Source organism: Kitasatospora sp. NPDC056327 (genome assembly GCF_042261735.1).
GTDB lineage: Bacteria > Actinomycetota > Actinomycetes > Streptomycetales > Streptomycetaceae > Kitasatospora.
Map to the genome: position 1 here is coordinate 1 of NZ_JBHJRC010000182.1, position 16,801 is coordinate 16,801.

General features: G+C 76.7%; 17 protein-coding genes. 8 read left to right on the forward strand and 9 right to left on the reverse strand.

All coding sequences use genetic code 11. The features are described 5' to 3' along the window. Positions 1–35: 35 nt before the first annotated feature. Complete coding sequence (locus ACFCX4_RS23985) at positions 36–299, reverse strand: ferredoxin (RefSeq protein WP_376145795.1); 264 nt, start codon at positions 297–299, stop codon at positions 36–38. Then, a complete protein-coding gene (locus ACFCX4_RS23990) occupies positions 296–1,537 on the reverse strand; it encodes a cytochrome P450 (RefSeq protein ID WP_376145798.1) in 1,242 nt (413 codons plus the stop codon). Before ACFCX4_RS23990 ends, ACFCX4_RS23985 begins: the two co-directional genes overlap by 4 nt. A 448-nt stretch (positions 1,538–1,985) precedes the next feature. Between ACFCX4_RS23990 and ACFCX4_RS23995 the strand changes: the two genes are divergently transcribed. The 4 genes from ACFCX4_RS23995 to ACFCX4_RS24010 all read left to right on the forward strand — a co-directional run bounded on the left by ACFCX4_RS23995 (position 1,986) and on the right by ACFCX4_RS24010 (position 4,442). Beyond that, a complete protein-coding gene (locus ACFCX4_RS23995) occupies positions 1,986–3,071 on the forward strand; it encodes an S-(hydroxymethyl)mycothiol dehydrogenase (protein WP_376145801.1) in 1,086 nt (361 codons plus the stop codon). Beyond that, positions 3,068–3,706, forward strand: coding sequence for an MBL fold metallo-hydrolase (locus ACFCX4_RS24000; protein WP_376145804.1), 639 nt, complete (start codon positions 3,068–3,070; stop codon positions 3,704–3,706). The genes ACFCX4_RS23995 and ACFCX4_RS24000 overlap by 4 nt, the downstream gene beginning before the upstream one ends. A 62-nt stretch (positions 3,707–3,768) precedes the next feature. Next, positions 3,769–4,170, forward strand: coding sequence for a pyridoxamine 5'-phosphate oxidase family protein (locus tag ACFCX4_RS24005; protein WP_376145807.1), 402 nt, complete (start codon positions 3,769–3,771; stop codon positions 4,168–4,170). 92 nt (positions 4,171–4,262) lie between these two features. Beyond that, positions 4,263–4,442, forward strand: coding sequence for a hypothetical protein (locus ACFCX4_RS24010; RefSeq protein ID WP_376145810.1), 180 nt, complete (start codon positions 4,263–4,265; stop codon positions 4,440–4,442). Positions 4,443–4,533: 91 nt separating this feature from the next. Here the strand turns inward: ACFCX4_RS24010 and ACFCX4_RS24015 are convergent, their stop codons facing one another. Both ACFCX4_RS24015 and ACFCX4_RS24020 read right to left on the reverse strand, forming a co-directional pair. After that, positions 4,534–5,715, reverse strand: coding sequence for an alpha/beta hydrolase family protein (locus ACFCX4_RS24015; protein ID WP_376145812.1), 1,182 nt, complete (start codon positions 5,713–5,715; stop codon positions 4,534–4,536). A 147-nt stretch (positions 5,716–5,862) separates the two neighbouring features. Continuing rightward, the gene (locus ACFCX4_RS24020) at positions 5,863–7,155 is read right to left on the reverse strand and encodes a DUF5685 family protein (protein WP_376145815.1); all 1,293 of its coding nucleotides are present in this window, start codon (positions 7,153–7,155) and stop codon (positions 5,863–5,865) included. A 295-nt stretch (positions 7,156–7,450) separates the two neighbouring features. Between ACFCX4_RS24020 and ACFCX4_RS24025 the strand changes: the two genes are divergently transcribed. Both ACFCX4_RS24025 and ACFCX4_RS24030 read left to right on the forward strand, forming a co-directional pair. Further along, positions 7,451–8,014 (forward strand): helix-turn-helix domain-containing protein, encoded by a 564-nt coding sequence (locus ACFCX4_RS24025; RefSeq protein WP_376145818.1) that lies wholly within the window; start codon positions 7,451–7,453, stop codon positions 8,012–8,014. After that, on the forward strand, positions 8,011–9,648 hold the full coding sequence (locus ACFCX4_RS24030) for an MFS transporter (RefSeq protein WP_376145821.1): 1,638 nt from the start codon (positions 8,011–8,013) through the stop codon (positions 9,646–9,648). Before ACFCX4_RS24025 ends, ACFCX4_RS24030 begins: the two co-directional genes overlap by 4 nt. A 36-nt stretch (positions 9,649–9,684) precedes the next feature. On the opposite strand, the gene ACFCX4_RS24035 is transcribed toward ACFCX4_RS24030, so the two are convergent. Continuing rightward, positions 9,685–11,139 carry a DUF2252 domain-containing protein gene (locus tag ACFCX4_RS24035; RefSeq protein WP_376145824.1) on the reverse strand — a complete coding sequence of 485 codons (1,455 nt, stop codon included), beginning with the start codon at positions 11,137–11,139 and terminating at the stop codon, positions 9,685–9,687. 183 nt (positions 11,140–11,322) lie between these two features. Between ACFCX4_RS24035 and ACFCX4_RS24040 the strand changes: the two genes are divergently transcribed. Further along, the gene (locus ACFCX4_RS24040) at positions 11,323–11,760 is read left to right on the forward strand and encodes a DUF2809 domain-containing protein (protein ID WP_376145827.1); all 438 of its coding nucleotides are present in this window, start codon (positions 11,323–11,325) and stop codon (positions 11,758–11,760) included. A 27-nt stretch (positions 11,761–11,787) separates the two neighbouring features. On the opposite strand, the gene ACFCX4_RS24045 is transcribed toward ACFCX4_RS24040, so the two are convergent. Continuing rightward, entirely contained in the window at positions 11,788–12,570 is a 783-nt protein-coding gene (locus ACFCX4_RS24045; protein ID WP_376145830.1) for an SGNH/GDSL hydrolase family protein, read from the reverse strand. 296 nt (positions 12,571–12,866) lie between these two features. On the opposite strand from ACFCX4_RS24045, the gene ddaH reads away from it, so the two are divergent. Then, positions 12,867–13,694, forward strand: a complete 828-nt coding sequence (gene ddaH, locus ACFCX4_RS24050) for a dimethylargininase (protein WP_376145833.1) — start codon at positions 12,867–12,869, stop codon at positions 13,692–13,694. Positions 13,695–13,732: 38 nt separating this feature from the next. Here the strand turns inward: ddaH and ACFCX4_RS24055 are convergent, their stop codons facing one another. The 3 genes from ACFCX4_RS24055 to ACFCX4_RS24065 are packed head-to-tail and all read right to left on the reverse strand — an operon-like array spanning position 13,733 to position 16,670. Then, positions 13,733–14,425 carry a lactate utilization protein C gene (locus ACFCX4_RS24055; RefSeq protein ID WP_376145836.1) on the reverse strand — a complete coding sequence of 231 codons (693 nt, stop codon included), beginning with the start codon at positions 14,423–14,425 and terminating at the stop codon, positions 13,733–13,735. Beyond that, complete coding sequence (locus ACFCX4_RS24060; RefSeq protein WP_376145839.1) at positions 14,422–15,855, reverse strand: lactate utilization protein B; 1,434 nt, start codon at positions 15,853–15,855, stop codon at positions 14,422–14,424. Before ACFCX4_RS24060 ends, ACFCX4_RS24055 begins: the two co-directional genes overlap by 4 nt. Continuing rightward, positions 15,852–16,670: a (Fe-S)-binding protein gene (locus tag ACFCX4_RS24065; protein ID WP_376145841.1), complete on the reverse strand. Its 819-nt coding sequence runs from the start codon at positions 16,668–16,670 to the stop codon at positions 15,852–15,854. Before ACFCX4_RS24065 ends, ACFCX4_RS24060 begins: the two co-directional genes overlap by 4 nt. Positions 16,671–16,801: the final 131 nt, after the last annotated feature.

Here is a 16,801-nt window from a genome sequence, read left to right on the forward strand (position 1 = left end):
GCGCCGGACGGGGCGCGGCGCCGTGGGCGGCGCGGTCAGCCGGCCGGGCTGATCCGGCGGCCGTCCCGGGCCCCGTACAGGGTGAGCGCCTCCACCGGACAGAAGTCGACGGCGTCGGCCAGCTCCGGGGTCAGCGGTTCCCCGGCGGCACCGGTGGGCTGTTCGCGCAGCGGGCGCGCGAGTCCGTCGGCGCCGAGGGTCAGCGAGCCGGGCGCGGTGCTCGCGCACATCCCGGAGCCGATGCACCGGTCGCGGTCGACCTGGACGATGACGGCGAGCGGGGTCCGCGGATCCGTCACCAGGCCACCCGCAGACGCTGCGGGCTGCGGGTCAGCAGACCGCGCCGCCAGTCCAGGGCCTCCGTCGCCTCGGCGAGCCGCAGCGCCGGCAGCCGCCGGGCCAGCCGGTGCAGCGCGAGTTCCAGCTCCATCCGGGCCAGCCACGCGCCCAGGCAGTGGTGCGGCCCGGCACCGAAGGTGTACATCGGCGCGGCGAGCGGGGAGAACAGCTCGGTCAGCAGGTCCCCGGTGAACACCCCGGGGTCGGTGTTGGCGGTGCCGACGTCGGCGGCGACCACGCTCCCGGCGGGGATCCGCACCCCGCCGATCTCGACGTCCTCGACCGCGCGCCGCAGCAGACCGGGCAGCGCGTCGGAGTCGCCCAGCGGCACGGCGCGCAGCAGCTGTTCGGTGGCGGCGGCCGCGCTCTGCTCGTCCGAGGCGAGCTGCCGCCAGGCGTCCCGGCCGTCGCCGAGCAGGTAGACCAGCGCGTTGCCGAGCGCCGTCATGGTGGTCTCGTGCCCGGCCACCACCAGGCCGATGACGAGCGTGACGATCTGCGCCTCGGTGACCCCGGGGGTGTCGGCGGCGGCCGCGAGCAGGCTGCTGACCAGGTCGTCGCCGGGCGCGGCCCGCCGCTCGGCGATCACCTCGGCGCCGAAGCCGGCGAACTCGACCATCGCCGCCGCGATCGCCCCGGCGGAGTACGCGGAGGTGGACAGCGCGTGGTCGCTCCAGTGCTCCAGGCGCTTGCCGTCGAGCCCGTCCAGGTCCATCAGCCGGCCGATCACGGCGATCGGCAGCGGGCGGGTGTAGGCGGCGACGATGTCGGCGGGCGAGCCGCGGTCGATCAGCTCGTCGATCAGTCCCTCGACCACGGAGGCCACCCAGGGGCGCCAGCGGGCGATCGCCCGGGGGGTGAACGCGCGCTGCACGGTGCGCCGCAGCCGCTGGTGCTCGACGCCGTCGATGTTCAGCATCGAGGCCGGGTCGTCGAGGATGTTCGGGGTGAGGACGATCGGCGGGGCGTCCGGCTCGTACAGCGCGGCGCGGCCCAGGCGCGGGTCGGTGAGCACCTGCCGGACCTCGGAGTGGCGGCTGATCAGCCAGACCGGGGTGCCGGTGGGCAGGGCGGCCAGCCGGGGCGGGCCGGGTTCGAGCAGACGCAGACAGTGCAGCGGCGGCAGGACGGCCCCGGCCGGGCCGGGGCTCGGGACGGTGCCGGCGGCGGCACCGGTGGCACTGATCTCGGCGGACATCCGTACTCCAGACTCCAGGGCGGTGGCCGCGGGGGCGGCGGCCGGCGGGGGCGGATCCGGGCGGTGCGCGGGTGACGGGCGGCTCGTGGACGGGTGCGCCGGGCGGGTCGGGTCGGTTTCGACCGTACGTGGGCGGGGGGCCACAGTCAGCGACGATTCCAGCCAACGCCGGGGCGGACGGCGACCGGTGGGGCCGTGGCGGCGGCGGGCGGCGCGTGCCGTCGGCCGCGCGCCCCGGGGGCGCGGTGCGGAGGGTCGCCGGGGCGGCCCGGCGACGTCCTCCGCCCGGCCGGTGAGGCGGATCACCAGGGGCGTTGTCCGGTGCGCCCCCGCACCGGACGTTACGCTGCGGGGGCGAGTCCCCCGACTCGTCCGCGGTCCGTTCCGGGCGGCGGGAACGCAGGCCGTGCCGGTGCGAGGGCGCACCGGCCGACGGAGGTGGAACCGGATGGCCCAGCAGGTCAAGGCAGTCGTCGCACGCGCCAAGGGCGCGCCCGTGGAGGTGACGACCATCGTCGTGCCCGACCCCGGGCCGGGCGAGGCGGTGGTGCGGATCCAGGCCTGCGGCGTGTGTCACACCGATCTGCACTACCGCGAGGGCGGGATCAACGACGAGTTCCCGTTCCTCCTGGGCCACGAGGCCGCCGGCATCGTGGAGACGGTCGGCGAGGGCGTCACCGAGGTCGCGCCCGGTGACTTCGTGGTGCTCAACTGGCGCGCGGTCTGCGGTCAGTGCCGCGCCTGCAGGCGCGGGCGTCCGCAGTACTGCTTCGACACCCACAACGCCAAGCAGAAGATGACGCTGCTCGACGGCACCGAGCTGTCCCCCGCGCTGGGCATCGGTGCCTTCGCGGAGAAGACCCTGGTCGCCGCCGGCCAGTGCACCAAGGTCGACCCGGCCGCCGATCCGGCCGTCGCCGGTCTGCTCGGCTGCGGTGTGATGGCGGGCCTGGGCGCGGCGATCAACACCGGCAACGTCGGCCGCGGCGACACGGTCGCCGTGATCGGCTGCGGCGGCGTCGGCGGTGCGGCCGTGCTGGGCTCCCGGCTGGCCGGCGCGTCGAAGGTCATCGCGGTGGACATCGACGACCGCAAGCTCGCCACCGCCGAGAAGCTCGGCGCCACCCACACCGTCAACTCGAAGTCCACCGACGCGGTGGAGGCGATCCGCGAGCTGACCGGCGGTCACGGCGCGGACGTCGTGGTCGAGGCGGTCGGCCGCCCGGAGACGTACCAGCAGGCCTTCTACGCCCGCGACCTGGCCGGCACCGTGGTCCTGGTCGGCGTGCCGACGCCCGAGATGAAGCTGGAGCTCCCGCTGCTCGACGTGTTCGGGCGCGGCGGCGCGCTGAAGTCCTCCTGGTACGGCGACTGCCTGCCCTCGCGGGACTTCCCGATGCTGATCGACCTCTACCTCCAGGGCCGGCTGGACCTGGGCGCGTTCGTCAGCGAGACCATCGGACTGGACGCAGTGGAGCAGGCGTTCGAGCGCATGCACCACGGCGACGTGCTCCGCTCGGTGGTGGTCCTGTGAGCGGCCGGACCCCGCGGATCGACCGGCTGGTCACCGCCGGCACCTTCGAACTCGACGGCGGCAGCTGGGAGGTGGAGAACAACGTCTGGATCGTCGGTGACGACACCGAGGCGGTGGTGATCGACGCGGCGCACGACGCCGCCGCGATCGAGGCGGCGCTGGGCGGCCGCAGGCTGCTCGCGATCGTCTCCACCCACGCGCACAACGACCACGTCGGCGCCGCCCCGGAGCTGGCCGAGCGCACCGGTGCGCCGGTCCTGCTCCACCCGGACGACCTGCCGCTGTGGAAGCTCACCCACCCCGACCGGCTCCCCGACGGCGAACTCGCCGACGGGCAGCGGATCGAGGTGGCGGGCACCGCGCTGACGGTCCTGCACACCCCGGGCCACGCCCCGGGCGCCGTCTGCCTGTACGCCGCGGACCTGGGCACGGTGTTCACCGGCGACACCCTGTTCCACGGCGGCCCGGGTGCCACCGGCCGCTCGTTCTCGCACTTCCCGACCATCATCGACTCGATCCGCGAGCGGCTGCTGACGCTGCCCGCCGAGACGGTGGTGCGCACCGGTCACGGCGACCCGACCACGATCGGCGCCGAGGCCCCGGCCCTGCCGGAGTGGCTCGCCCGCGGTCACTGAGCACGGTCGCGTCCCCGGGCCCGGCGGCGGCCCGTCCGGCCCGGGGACGTACGATCGCGGTCATGGCCCACGACCCGCGCGCGCTCGACGACGCCTTCCTCGCCTTCTGGCGGGAGCGGCACATCTCCACCCTGACGACCCGGCGGCCGGACGGCTCGCCGCACGTGGTCCCGGTGGGGGTGACGTTCGATCCGGAGACCGGGATCGCGCGGGTGATCAGCAGCCGGACCAGCCGGAAGGTGCGCAACGTCCTGGCGGCCGGTGAGCCGGGGCAGCGGGTGGCGGTCTGCCAGGTGGAACGGGCGCGCTGGTCGACGCTGGAGGGCGTGGCCGTGGTCCGGGACGCGCCGGAGGCCGTGGCGGAGGCGGAGCGGCGGTACGCCGAGCGCTACCGCGAGCCCCGCGTCAACCCGGACCGGGTGGTCCTCGAAATCGCGGTGGACCGGGTACTGGGCCGCGCCTGACGGTTCCCCCCCGGGACGGCCGTGGCCTCGCGGAGGACGGCCGGAATCCTTCCGTTTATCCGGCGTTGATCGTCACGGCGTAGCGTCGGGGCATGAACGAGGGAACGACGGGGGACCGGGGCGTGCGGGCTCCGGCCGAGGGCGGCCGGATGACGGCCGAGGACACGGACCGCTTCCGGGTGCTGCTGGCCCGGCTGGAGGAGTCGCTGGCGGCCGACCGCCGCGGCGTGGCGGCGGTCGGGGCGGGAACGGGGGCTGGCCGTGAGGGATGAGCGCCGCCCGGCCGCGCGCGTCGAGGTGCTGCCGCTGTGGCAGCGCGGCGCGCGGGCGGACGGCCCGGGCCGGACCGCCCCGCCCGGTCCGCTACTTGGCGAAGCGGACCTCGGGGAAGGCCGGCGACGGCCGGTCGAGCAGTGGGGCCGCGCGGCCGCGCAGGTGCCGGTCGAGGAACGCGCCCAGGTAGGCGCGGGTGGCGGCGAGCGCGCGGTCGCCGGCGGCGGTGCCGAAGGCCTCCAGTAGCTCCTGCGGCGTGTAGCGGTCGCGCAGACCGAGGTCGTCGACCACCCAGTGGCTGTCCGAGAACGAGAGGTGCCCGGCGGCCGGCAGGTCCACCCAGTAGCGGGGACCGGTGAGCGGGCTCCAGGTGTCCTCCCAGTTCCGGGTCGCGGCCTCGCTGCCGCCGAGTGCGGCGCTGAACAGCAGGACCGGGCGCCCGCCGGCGTCCCCGGGCGGGATGAAGACGGTGCCGTCCAGGTTGGCGGCGGCCTTGATGCGCGGGTCCTGGCGCATCGCCTCCAGGGAGCCCGCGCCACCCAGCGAGTGCCCGGCGGCCGCGACGCGCGAGGCGTCCACGGTGAGCCCGCGGACCGGCCCGCCGCCCGGTGCGGTGATCCGGTCGAGGACGAACCGCAGGTCGGCCGCGCGGATCCGGGAGGACCGCTCGCCGAAGTCCGGCTCGTTCTCGTGGCCGCAGGACAGGCACCCCTCGACGCGGCCGTCGGGGAACTGCACCCAGGTCTCGTGGGTGTGGTCGACGGCGGCCACCGCGTAGCCCCGGGCGGCGAGTTCCTCGCCGAGGGCGGTGAGCGAGGTCCGGCTCATGCCGTAGCCGGGGGAGAGCAGCACCAGGGGGTGCCGGCCGGGGGCGGGCCGGGCGCCCGTCACGGCGTTGACCCGGACCGTGGACGGTTCGGTCGTGCGGTAGAAGATCTCGGAGAGCTCCGGCGACAGATAGGGCGGGCGCGGTCCGTGCGCCCGGACGGCCGGGTACCAGAAGGTGACCATCAGTTCCCGGGCCGCGGTGCCGTCCGGGCGCCAGGGCTCGGTCCGGCTCGGGTCGACCAGATGCGCCGAGGACGTCCCGACCGGCCGGTGGACGGTCGGGGCGGGGACGGGCACGCCCGTGGTGCCGTGGGCGGCGGCCGCGGCGGCGGCGGTCGCGGAGGGTGTGCCGGTGACGGCGGCGGCCGGGCCCGCGAGGGCCAGCACCAGGGCGGTGGAGAGGATCGTCAGGGCGGCGGAACGCCGACGTGGGGTCTTGGACATGACGCCACGTTAGGTTCGCCGCGGGTCACGGCACGTCGGTCCGCCGGGGGACCGGGGGTACGCCGCGAGATGGAGCCGGCCCGGCCTTCGGCATGCCGTCGGACCGGGGGCGGCTCCACCTGTGGGCGGGCCCGCCGGGGCGGGCGGTCAGCAGTCGCAGCCGCACCCGTCGCAGCCGCAGCCGTCACAGCAGCCGCCGCAGCAGTCGGCGTTCTCCCCGCAGCACTGGCAGGCGTCGCAGCAGTTCCCGCAGTCGCAGCACTCGTGCCGGGCGCAGAAGCCCTCGCGGCGCTCGCCGCTGAACGGGTGGTCGTGCTCGCAGCAGAGCAACTGGCAGGTGCAGCCCATCAGCGCCCAGACCGCGCAGCCGGCCAGCAGGTTGCGGCGGCCGGGCGGCGGGCCGCCGGGCGGGGTGAAGCCGGGGCCCTGCGGCACCCACGGCGGGACGGGGCCGCCGGGGGCCTGCGGCGGGGGCTGGTTCGGGTCGTGGCGCGGCGGTGCCTGGTACGGGTTGCCGGCGAGCGGGGTGCCGTCCGTGGTCCGGGTGCCGTCCTCCGCCCGGACCCGGCAGTCGGTGTGACCGGCGTGGCCGAAGACCCGGTCTACAGCGCGTCCGGGTTCGTGGGCGAGCAGCACGTGCACCAGCGCGCGGTCGGTCAGTTCGACGTCCTTGAGCGCCAGCCGGATGCCGTGCACGGCATCCCGGCAGAGGCGTTCGGCCTCGGCGCGGTCGGTGCCGGTGGCGGTGAGCGGGTTCCAGGCGCCGCTCGCGGCGTCGGCCGACTGGTCCTCGGCGGCGTCCAGCAGGTGCGCGAGCCGTCCGAACAGCCGTCCGGCCTCGGCCAGCGGGGCCGCGTTCCCGGGCCGCCCGGCCAGCGCGGCGGTGTGCGCGAAGGCGGCGGCGGTGGCGGTCTCGGTGGGCTCGGTGACCAGCAGGACCGACCCGCCGGCCGGCAGCGCGCGCTCCAGTTCGCCCTGGCGGGCGGCCGCGTCGAGCAGCACGGCGGTGTCGAAGCCGACCACCGAGGCGCTGCCGGCGCTCCGGCGGTCCCAGCGGCGGGTGACCGCCCGGGCGCCCGCCGCGACGGACCGCCGGGCGAACACGCCGTCCCGGTCCTCGACGTGGTCGCGGATCTTCACCGAGGCGAGGGCCAGCGAGACGGCGGCGGCCAGCCGGGCCCCCTCGCCCCGGGCGACGGAGGCCGTCCGCATGCCGCGCAGCGGGCACGGTCCGGCGGTCCGGCGGCCGGCGCCGTCCCCGGCGGCGGACTGCGCCTCGACCAGCACCGAGATGATCAGGCCGTCGTAGTTGGTGGCGGTCCGCGCCAACTGCCCGTGGTCGTCCCGCAGGGCGAGGCAGAGCCCGCAGAGGTGGGCCGTCCAGCTCGCCCGCAAGCGCTCGGAGAGGCCGTGGCGGCACGGTCTGATGATGCCGAACATTGTGGTTCCCCCGTGTTTCGCGTGGGCCTCCCGGCCCGTGATCGCGCACATCATATGATCGTCGGCCGGTCGCTCCGGAATCCCCGGCGGCCACCGGGGGCCACCGGGGGCCGGTTCGGCTCGGCCGCCTCCTGGCAGGACATCCGCCGGTACCGCGCCGGTTCCGCCGGAGCGCACGCGCGGGCGCGGGCCCGGCGGCCCGCGGGGCGCCCGCGGGTCCGGGCGACCCCGGTGACCCCGGGACCCCGTGGAGCGCCCCGGGGGCCCGTCCCGGATCCGGGATAGCATCACGGATATGGGAATCGAGACGGCCGCCGACGAGCGGCTGGCGCAGCGGCTCGCGGAGTTGCGGGTCGAACGCGGGTGGACGCTGGAGGAGCTGGCACGGCGGGCCGACGTCAGCCGCTCGACGTTGTCACGGGTCGAGCGGGCGGAGGTGAGCCCGACGGCGGCCCTGCTCGGACGGCTCTGCGCGGTGTACGGACGGAGCATGTCGCGGCTGCTCGCCGAGGTCGAGGCGGCCCCGGCCCGGCTGGTGCGCGCCGGGGACCAGCGCGTCTGGCGGGACGACACGACCGGTTTCGTCCGGCGCTCCGTCTCGCCGCCGCACGGCTCGCTGCGGGCCGAGGTCGTCGAGGGCCGCCTGCCGGCCGGTGCCGACATCGCCTACGACAAGCCGTGCGACACCGGACGGGAACACCACCTCTGGCTGCTGGAGGGCCGGCTGGCGATGACCGTCGACGGCGCCGAGGAACTGCTGGAGGCCGGGGACTGCCTGCGCTTCGTCGCCGAGACCACCCGGTTCCGCTGCCCCGGCCCGGCCGAGGCCCGGTACGCGCTGGTGGTGGTCGAGCCGTGAGCACGCCCGGGGCGATACCGGCGCCACCGGTCAAGGAGAGGTTCGACGCGGCCGGGCGGCGGGTGCTGCTGGTCTGCGTCGCGGGCGGTTTCACCACCCTCGTCGACCAGTCGGTGCTCAACACCTCGATCCCCGCGCTGCGCGAGTCGCTGCACGCCCAGCCCGCGCACCTGCAGTGGATCGTGGCCGGCTACTCGCTCGCCTTCGGGCTGGCGCTGATCCCCGGCGGGCGGCTCGGCGACGTCCGGGGCCGCAAGTGGTTCTTCGTCGGCGGGCTGGCCCTGTTCACCGTCGTCAGCCTGCTCTCCGCGACGGCCACCGAACCGTGGGTGCTGGTCGCCGCCCGGCTGCTCCAGGGCACCGGCGCCGGACTCGTCAACTCCCAGATGATCGGCACCCTCCAGGACGTCTTCCGCGGCCAGTTGCGGGCCCGCGCGCTCGGGATGTACGCGGTCACCGGCGGCCTGGCCTTCGCGCTCGGCCCACCGGTCGGCGGCGCGGTGATCGCGGCGGTCGGGCCGGAGTACGGCTGGCGGCTGACCTTCCTGCTCAACGTCCCCTTCGGACTCGCGACCGTGGTCCTGGCCGCCCGTCACCTGCCGCGCCCGAGCCCCCGGGCCCGGCACGCGGACCTCGACCTGGTCGGGCTGCTGCTGGTCGCCGCACTGACCCTGGCGCTGATGCTGCCGTTCGTCCGGCCGCCCGGCTGGGCCGGCTGGGCCGGCTTCGCCGCCGCGGCGGCCGTGCTGCTCGGTGCCCTCGCCGGGTGGCAGCGCCGCTACGCCCGGCGCGGCGGCCATCCGCTGATCCACCCGGCGCTGACCCGTTCGGCGCCGTACGCGCTGGGGACGGCGGTGGCGATGGCCCAGTTCGGCTCCTCGCTGGCGGCCGGACTGGTGCTGACCATGTTCCTCCAGGACGGCCTCGGGCTGTCGCCGATGGGCGCGGCCCTGGTGGCGCTGCCCTCGGCGGTCGCCATGGGCTTCGCCTCGGCGTTCGCCTGGCGGGTGGTGCAGCGCTTCGGCCACCGGACGGTCACCGCCGCCATGTGCGGCTCGGCGCTGGTGATGCTGGCCGGCGGGCTGGTCGCGCACTGGGCGCCGACCGGCTCGCTGCCCTGGCTGCTCGCGCTGCTGCAACTGCTGGGCGGCACCTCGATCGGGCTGATGTCGGCCTCCAACCAGGCGTTCGTGCTGCGGCACGCGCCGGCCGAGGCGGCCGGGGTGGGCGGGGCGATCCTGCAGATGGCGCAGCGGATCGCGGCGGCGGTCGGGGTCTCGGCGCTCTCCGGCGTCTATCTGCGGGCGACCGGCGGTGGCGGCGGGCACCGGGCGGCGTACGCCTGGGCGAGCGGCGTCTGCGCGGCGGTGGCGGCGCTGGCCGTGGTGGCCTCGGTGCTGGCCGGCCGGGCGACGGCGCGCGAGGAGTCGGCGCGGGTGCTCGCGGCCCTGGACGCGGCCTCCGGCGGCGCGCCCCCGGAGGCGGCGGCTCCCGGGACGTCCACGGGCGGGGCGTCCGGCGGCGGCCGCCCCGGGGACGGTCTCTCCGGGGGCGGTCGGGCCGGGGACGGCGGGTCCCCGGCGGGGACGCCGCCGGGGGGCAGCCGGGCGGAGGGGACGCGGGCGTCCGGCTGAGCGCCGGGGCTGGCCGCCGGCCCCGTGGCCCGGCCCTCAGACGCCGTGCTCGGCCGGGAGCCGGCCCGCCCGGATCGCCGCCACCAGGTCGGCGTGGTCCGCCTCGGTGCGGTCCGCGTACGCCACCGCGAACCCGGCGACCGCCTCGTCCAGCGCCTCGCTCTTGCCGCAGTAGCCGCTGATGACTCCGGGGTCGGCGGTGTGCGAGTGGGCGCGGGCGAGCAGGGCGCCGGTGATCCGGGCGTAGTCGTCGAGCTGGGCGGGCAGCAGCGCCGCCGGGTCGACGCTGCCCTTGCGGTTGCGGAACTGCCGCACCTGGTAGGGGAGTCCGTCCACCGTGGTCCAGCCGAGCAGGGTGTCGCTGACCACCTGCATCCGCTTCTGGCCGAGCACCACCCGGCGGCCCTCGTGCCCGTCCGGAGCGGTCACCGGGTACCCGGCCCGGGCCAGGTGCGGCAGCAGCACCGACGCGCGGGCCTCCTTGACCTGGAGCACCAGCGGCTGCTCGCGGTGGTCGGTCAGCAGTACGACGTACGAGCGGGTGCCGACGCTGCCGGTGCCCACCACCCGGAACGCCACGTCCTGCACCCGGTAGCGGGAGAGCAACGGGTGCAGCTCGGCCGGCACGGTGCGCACGTAGGGGCCGAGCGCGGCGGCGACGGCCCCGGCGGTGGCGTCCGGCACCTCGCTGAGCACCGGCGGGGCCGCGGTGAAGCGCAGGCCCCCGTCCGCCGCGCGGACGGTGGACCTGGCGGCGAAGCGCGCGCTGGTGTTGCCGAGCGCCTTGGCACCGACCTTCTCCAGCACCTCGGCCAGGTCGTGCGCCCGGGCGAAGGAGACCAGCTGCTCGTCCGCGACGGCGTTCCAGGCGTCCAGCGCCGGCAGCTTGGCGAGCGTGCGCATGGTGCGGCGGTACGCGCCGACCGCGTCGAAGGCGGCCCTGCGGGCGGTGTCCGCGTCGGCGCCGATCTCCCGGCCGGCCAGCACCAGACTGGTGGCCAGGCGCTTGAGGTCCCACTCCCACGGGCCGGGCACGGTCTCGTCGAAGTCGTTGATGTCCATCACCAGCCGGCCGCGGGCGTCGCCGTACAGGCCGAAGTTGGCGGCGTGCGCGTCGCCGCACAGCTGGGCGAGCGTGCCACTGGCCGGGGTGACGGCGAGGTCGGCGGCCATCAGGCCCGCCGAGCCGCGCAGGAAGGCGAACGGGGTGGCGGCCATCCGGCCGAGCCGGATCGGCACCAGCTCGTCGAGGCGGCCGGCGTTGGAGGCCTCGATCGCCTCGACGGCGCCCGGCCGGCCGGGGGCGGGCGCGAACCCGGCGTGCCGCTCGCGCGGGGTGCGCTCGCGCAGTTCCTTGCCGCGGGCCCGGGCGCCGCCGTCCTGGCCCGCGGCGAAGCCCTCGACGGTGAACCGCCGCCCGGGCCCCCGCCCGGCCCCCGTCGTGTCCGCCGGTATCCCGGACCCGTCCACCGCATCGGTCAGCTGCGTCACTGCGTCCCGCCCTGTTCTCCGTCGTTCCTGCCCGCGACCTGCGCGGACCCGGCCCCGGAAGGGCCGGCCAGCAGGCTACCGGGCCGCCTGAGCGGCCTTTCGGCAGGGAGGGACGCACAGCGGGGCGGCTCCGGTTCCGGGGGGGCGACCGGGGTTCCGCGGACGGGTGGCTAGGGTGCCGGGATGACGGATCCTCGGGGGCGGGCGGCGGTACGGGGCACGGCAGCGGCGGCGGCGGTGCTGACGGTGGCAGCCGGGCTGGGCGTGCGGGCGGCGGGCGGCGGGGACACCGCGAAGTACGCCGGGGACGCCCTCTACACCGTGCTGCTGTACGCGCTCGCGGTGCTCGTCGCGCCGCGGCTGCGACCGCTCGCGGCGGCGGCCTGGGCGGCCGGCCCGAGCTGGGCGGTCGAACTGTTCCAGCTCACCGGCGTGCCCGACGACCTGGCCCGGCGGAGCACGCTCGCCCGGCTCGTCCTCGGCTCCACCTTCAATCCGCCGGACCTCTTCTGGTACCTGGCCGGTGCGGGCCTGGCCGCTCTCGTCCACGGTGCGGCGAGGGCGGCCGGGCGCTCCGCCGGCGGGCCCGCGGCCCAGGAGCACGGCGACCGTCCGGCGTGACCCGGGGCACCGGGCCCGGACTCCGCGTCAGAGCGGCATCAGCTCGGGCCGCTTGGCCTCGACGTGGTCGCCGGAGGACTCGCCGCGCAGCCGTCGGCCGACCCACGGCAGCAGGTGCTCGCGCGCCCAGTGGATGTTCTCCCGGCGCTGCTCGGCGGGGGAGAGCGCCTGGGCGTCGGGCCACGGCGCCTCCGGGTCCTGCGCGGTGCGCAGGCCCAGCGAGCGGGCGGCCAGCAGGGCGACCCGCTGGTGTCCCTCGGGGGACAGGTGCAGGCGGTCCTCGCTCCAGGCACGGCGGTCCTGCACGGCCCGCAGCGACCAGAGGTCGGCCACCTTGCAGTCGTGCCGGTCGGCGACGGCCCGCATGTGGCCGTTGTAGGTGGCGATCTTCCCGCGGAGGTGCTTGAACAGCGGGACGTTGCGGGTGTCGAAGCCGGTGCAGATGAGCACCGTCCCCGCCGCGGCGGCGAGTTGGGCGACGGCGGCCTCGAAGCGCTCGGCGACCTCGTCCGGGTCGCTGCCCGGGCGCAGGATGTCGTTGCCGCCGGCGCAGAAGGTCACCAGGTCCGGCCGGATCCGGCGGACCTGCGGCACCTGCTCGGCCACGATCTGGTCCAGGAGTCTGCCGCGCACCGCGAGGTTGGCGTACCGGAACCCGCCCGGCGGCCGGCCCGCGGCGAGCAGCCCCGCCAGCCGGTCGGCCCAGCCGGTGAACGCGCCGCCGGAGCCGGGGTCGTTCAGCCCCTCGGTGAAGCTGTCCCCGAGGGCGACGTACGAATCGAGGGCAAGGGTCTCCTGGAGGTTCGGCATGAAAGAGATGGTTCACCTTCTCAAGTGACCTACGCCACCGTAGGTGACCGGTTGCGGTACGTGAGATCGGCCACGTGCGGTCGGCCGCGGGCGGGGCGGCGTGGCCCCGACGGTGCGCGCCCCCCGTGCGCCGGGTGCGCGGGGGGACTGCGCCGCCCGGACCGGCCGCCCGGGTGTGCGAACGGTGCTGCCGGGGCAGCCGCCCTCTGGACCGCGGGGCGCCGGCGGCGAACGCCGGCCGCGCGCGGTCCCGTTCGTATCCCGGTCCCGGAATTTCCGACGGCGGAGGTCGCCGCATGCCGTACCCGTACCCGGAGCGCACCGCGAGGCCGCGGCGCTACCTGATGTGCCGCCCGACGTACTTCACCGTCGACTACGCGATCAACCCCTGGATGGACCCCGCGCAGCCGACCGACACCGCGCTCGCCGTCCGCCAGTGGGAGCGGCTGCGCGCGCTGTACGAGCGGCTCGGCCACACCGTGGAGCTGATCGAGCCGCTGCCGGGCCTGCCGGACATGGTGTACACGGCCAACGGCGCCACCGTGCTCGGCGGCCGCGCGCTGGTCGCGACCTTCCGCCACCCCGAACGGGCCGCCGAGTCCGACGCCCACCAGACCTGGTTCGAGGCGGCCGGCTACCGCGACGTGCGGCGGGCGGAGCACGTCAACGAGGGCGAGGGCGACCACCTGGTGGTCGGCCGCCGGCTGCTGGCGGGCACCGGCTTCCGCACCGACCCCGCCGCGCACGCCGAGGCCCGTGCCCTGTTCGGGGTCCAGGTGCTCAGCCTGACCCTGGTCGACCCGCGCTTCTACCACCTGGACACCGCGCTGGCCGTGCTCTCCGACGACCAGGTCATGTACTACCCCGAGGCCTTCACCCCGGACAGCCAGGCGCTGCTGCGCAGCCTCTACCCGGACGCCGTCCTCGCCGAGCGCGAGGACGCCGAGGTGTTCGGCCTCAACGCGGTCTCCGACGGCCGCCGGGTCCTGCTCCCGGAGGCCGCCAAGTCGCTGGCCGCCCGCCTCGCCGACGAGGGCTTCGAGCCGGTCCCGGTCGACGTCTCCGAACTCCTCAAGGGCGGCGGCGGTCCCAAGTGCTGCACCCTGGAGCTCCGCCCGGCCTGAGCACTCGGCGGGCCCGGGCACTCGGACGGCCCGGGTGCTCAGCCGGCCTCCGTGACCAGGACGACCTCCAGGGTGCGGGGGCCGTGGACGCCCTCGACGCGGGTGAGTTCGATGTCGCTGGTGGCGGAGGGCCCGGAGATCCAGGTCTGCGGGCGGGCGGGGTCGAGGAGGGGGAGGGCGAGGGGGACGGAGGCGACCACCTGGCCGTGGGCGCGCACGACGCAGAGGTGGTGGTCGGGGACGAGGGTCAGCAGCCGGCGGCCCTGGGCCGGGCCGGCGTCCAGCACCAGGGTGCCGGTCTCGGCGATCGCCAGGGCGCAGCCGGTGAGCACGCTGTCGACCGTGTCCAGACGGGCGGCGGTGAGCGGCCCGCCGGGGCCGTCGTCCCGGAGGACGCGGACGCCGGTGCCGGCGAGCCAGGCGGGCGGCAGTCCGGGCGGGACGGCCGTCGTGCGGGCGCCGCGCGCGTCCAGCCGGGCGGCGATCAGCGCGGGCAGGTCCTCGGGGGTGCAGCGGTGGACGAGCGCGCGGTAGTCGGCCAGGTTGCGGTGCAGCAGATCGAGCAGCGCGCCGGGGTCGTCGGCGGGGACGTGGCTGCGCAGGTAGTCGCGCGGGACGGCGTCCTCCCGCCGGTCCGCTCCGCCGGCCCGCAGGGCGGCGCGGACCCGGGCGAGCACCAGGTCGCGCGAGCCGGCGGGGCCCGGACCGCCGGGCGGGGAGGCGGCGTTCATCCGCGGTTCCGCCGCCACCAGTCGCGGAACGGCTCGGGCGGGACGGCCGGCAGTTCGCGGCTGTCGGTCCAGGCCCGGCCGGGGCCGGGGAGGCGGCGCGGGTGGAACCGGCGGGTGCGGGCGGCGGCCCGTTCGGCGGCCCGCAGCAGGGCGGGGCGGTCGAGGACGTGGGTGGCGGCGGCCATCGCGGCGCGCTCCAGCCGGTGGCCGGGCCGGGCGGCGACCCGCTCGCGCAGGTGGACCAGTACCTCGGGGATGTCGATGGCGACCGGGCAGACCTCGTAGCAGGCCCCGCAGAGCGACGAGGCGAACGGCAGGGAGGCGTCCAGCGGGTCGGCGGTGCCGCGCAGTTGGGGCGTCAGGACGGCGCCGATCGGTCCCGGGTAGACCGACCCGTAGGCGTGCCCGCCGGCCCGCTCGTACACCGGGCAGACGTTGAGGCAGGCCGAGCAGCGGATGCAGCGCAGCACCTGCCGGCCGACCCGGTCGGCGAGCGCGTCGGTGCGGCCGTTGTCGAGCAGCACCAGGTGGAACGCGGCGGGCCCGTCCCCGTCGCCGTGGGTGCCGGTCCAGAGCGAGGTGTAGGGGTTCATCCGCTCGGCGGTGGCGGAGCGGGGCAGCAGTTGCAGGAAGACCTCCAGGTCCCGCCAGGTGGGCAGGACCTTCTCGATGCCGACCACCGAGATCAGGGTGCGGGGGAGGGTCAGGCACATCCGTCCGTTGCCCTCCGACTCGACGACCACCAGGGTGCCGGTCTCGGCGATCATGAAGTTGGCCCCGGAGACGGCGACCCGGGCCCGGAGGAACTTCTCCCGCAGGTGCAGCCGGGCCGCCTCGGCGAGGTCCGCGGGCGCGTCGGTGAGCCCCTCGGGGGCCGGGCGGCCCCACTCGGCCATCCGGTCGGCGAAGATCTCCCGGATCTCGCCGCGGTTGCGGTGGATCGCGGGGACCAGGATGTGCGAGGGCCGGTCGTCGCCCAGCTGGACGATCAGCTCGGCGAGATCGGTCTCGTAGGCGTCGATCCCGGCCCCGGCCAGCGCCTCGTTGAGCCCGATCTCCTGGGTGGTCATGGACTTGACCTTGACCACCTCCCGCTCGCCGGTGGCCCGGACCAGGGCGGTGACGATCCGGTTGGCCTCCCCGGAGTCGGCGGCCCAGTGCACGGTGCCGCCCGCGGCGGTCACGTTCTGCTCCAGCTGGACCAGGTAGCGGTCGAGGTGGCGCAGCGTGTGGTCCTTGACGGCCTTGGCGGCCGCGCGCAGCTCGGCCCAGTCGGCGAGTTCGGCGACGGCGCGGGCGCGCTTCTCCCGGATGGTGCCGGTGGCGTGCCGCAGGTTGGCGCGCAGCCGGGCGTCCCCGGTGGCCCGGGCGGCGGCCTCCGGGAAGGGTGTCCCGGGGAGGCCGGGCATGCCGAGGAAGGTGCCGCTCACGCGGTCCTCCCGGGGGCGGGCGCCGGCCGGGACCGGCCGGCGCGCCGGGGACCGCCGTCGGGCGGGGCACCGTCGGGCCGCCAGGGTTCGGCCTCGGTGCTGGCGAGGATCTCGGCCAGGTGCAGCGGGCGCAGGGCCGCGCCCTGCCGGCGCAGGGTGCCACCGAGGTGCAGCAGGCAGGAGTTGTCGCCGCCGCAGAGTACCCGGGCCCCGGTGGACAGCGCGTGGGCGGTCTTGTCGGCGGCCATCGCCGCGGACACCGCCGGGTTCTTCACGGCGAAGGTCCCGCCGAAGCCGCAGCACTCCTCGGCGTTCGGCAGTTCGAGCAGCTCCAGTCCGCGGACGGCGCGCAGCAGCCGCAGCGGCCGGTCGCCGAGGCCGAGCAGCCGCAGGCCGTGGCAGGAGGGGTGGTAGGTGACGGTGTGCGGGAACCACGCGCCGACGTCCTCGACGCCCAGCACGTCGACGAGGAACTCGCTCAGTTCGTGCACCCGGGGCGTCAGCGCGGCCACGGCGGAGGCGAGTCCGCCGCCGGCCCGGGCGGCGATCCGGGGGTGGGCGTCGCGCACCGTGGCCACGCAGGAGCCGGACGGCGTCACCACGTGGTCGTACCCGGCGAAGGCCCGCACGGTGCGCCGGACCAGCGGTTCGCAGGCCCGCGGGTAGCCGCTGTTGTACTGGGGCTGGCCGCAACAGCTCTGCGCGGCCGGGAAGTCGACGTCGAGGCCGATCCGTTCCAGCAGCCGGACGGTGGCGATCGCGGTGGACGGCAGCAGCGCGTCGTTGACGCAGGTGGCGAACAGTGCGACGCGCAACGGTCCTCCCCGTGCCCCTCGGTCCGGTTCCGGCCGGGCCCCCGACCGGCCCGCCGGCGATCGTACCGAGCCGGCCGCGCGGGCGGGAGGGCACCACGCCGGGCGCCGCCCCGGACGCCGGGGTCCGGGGC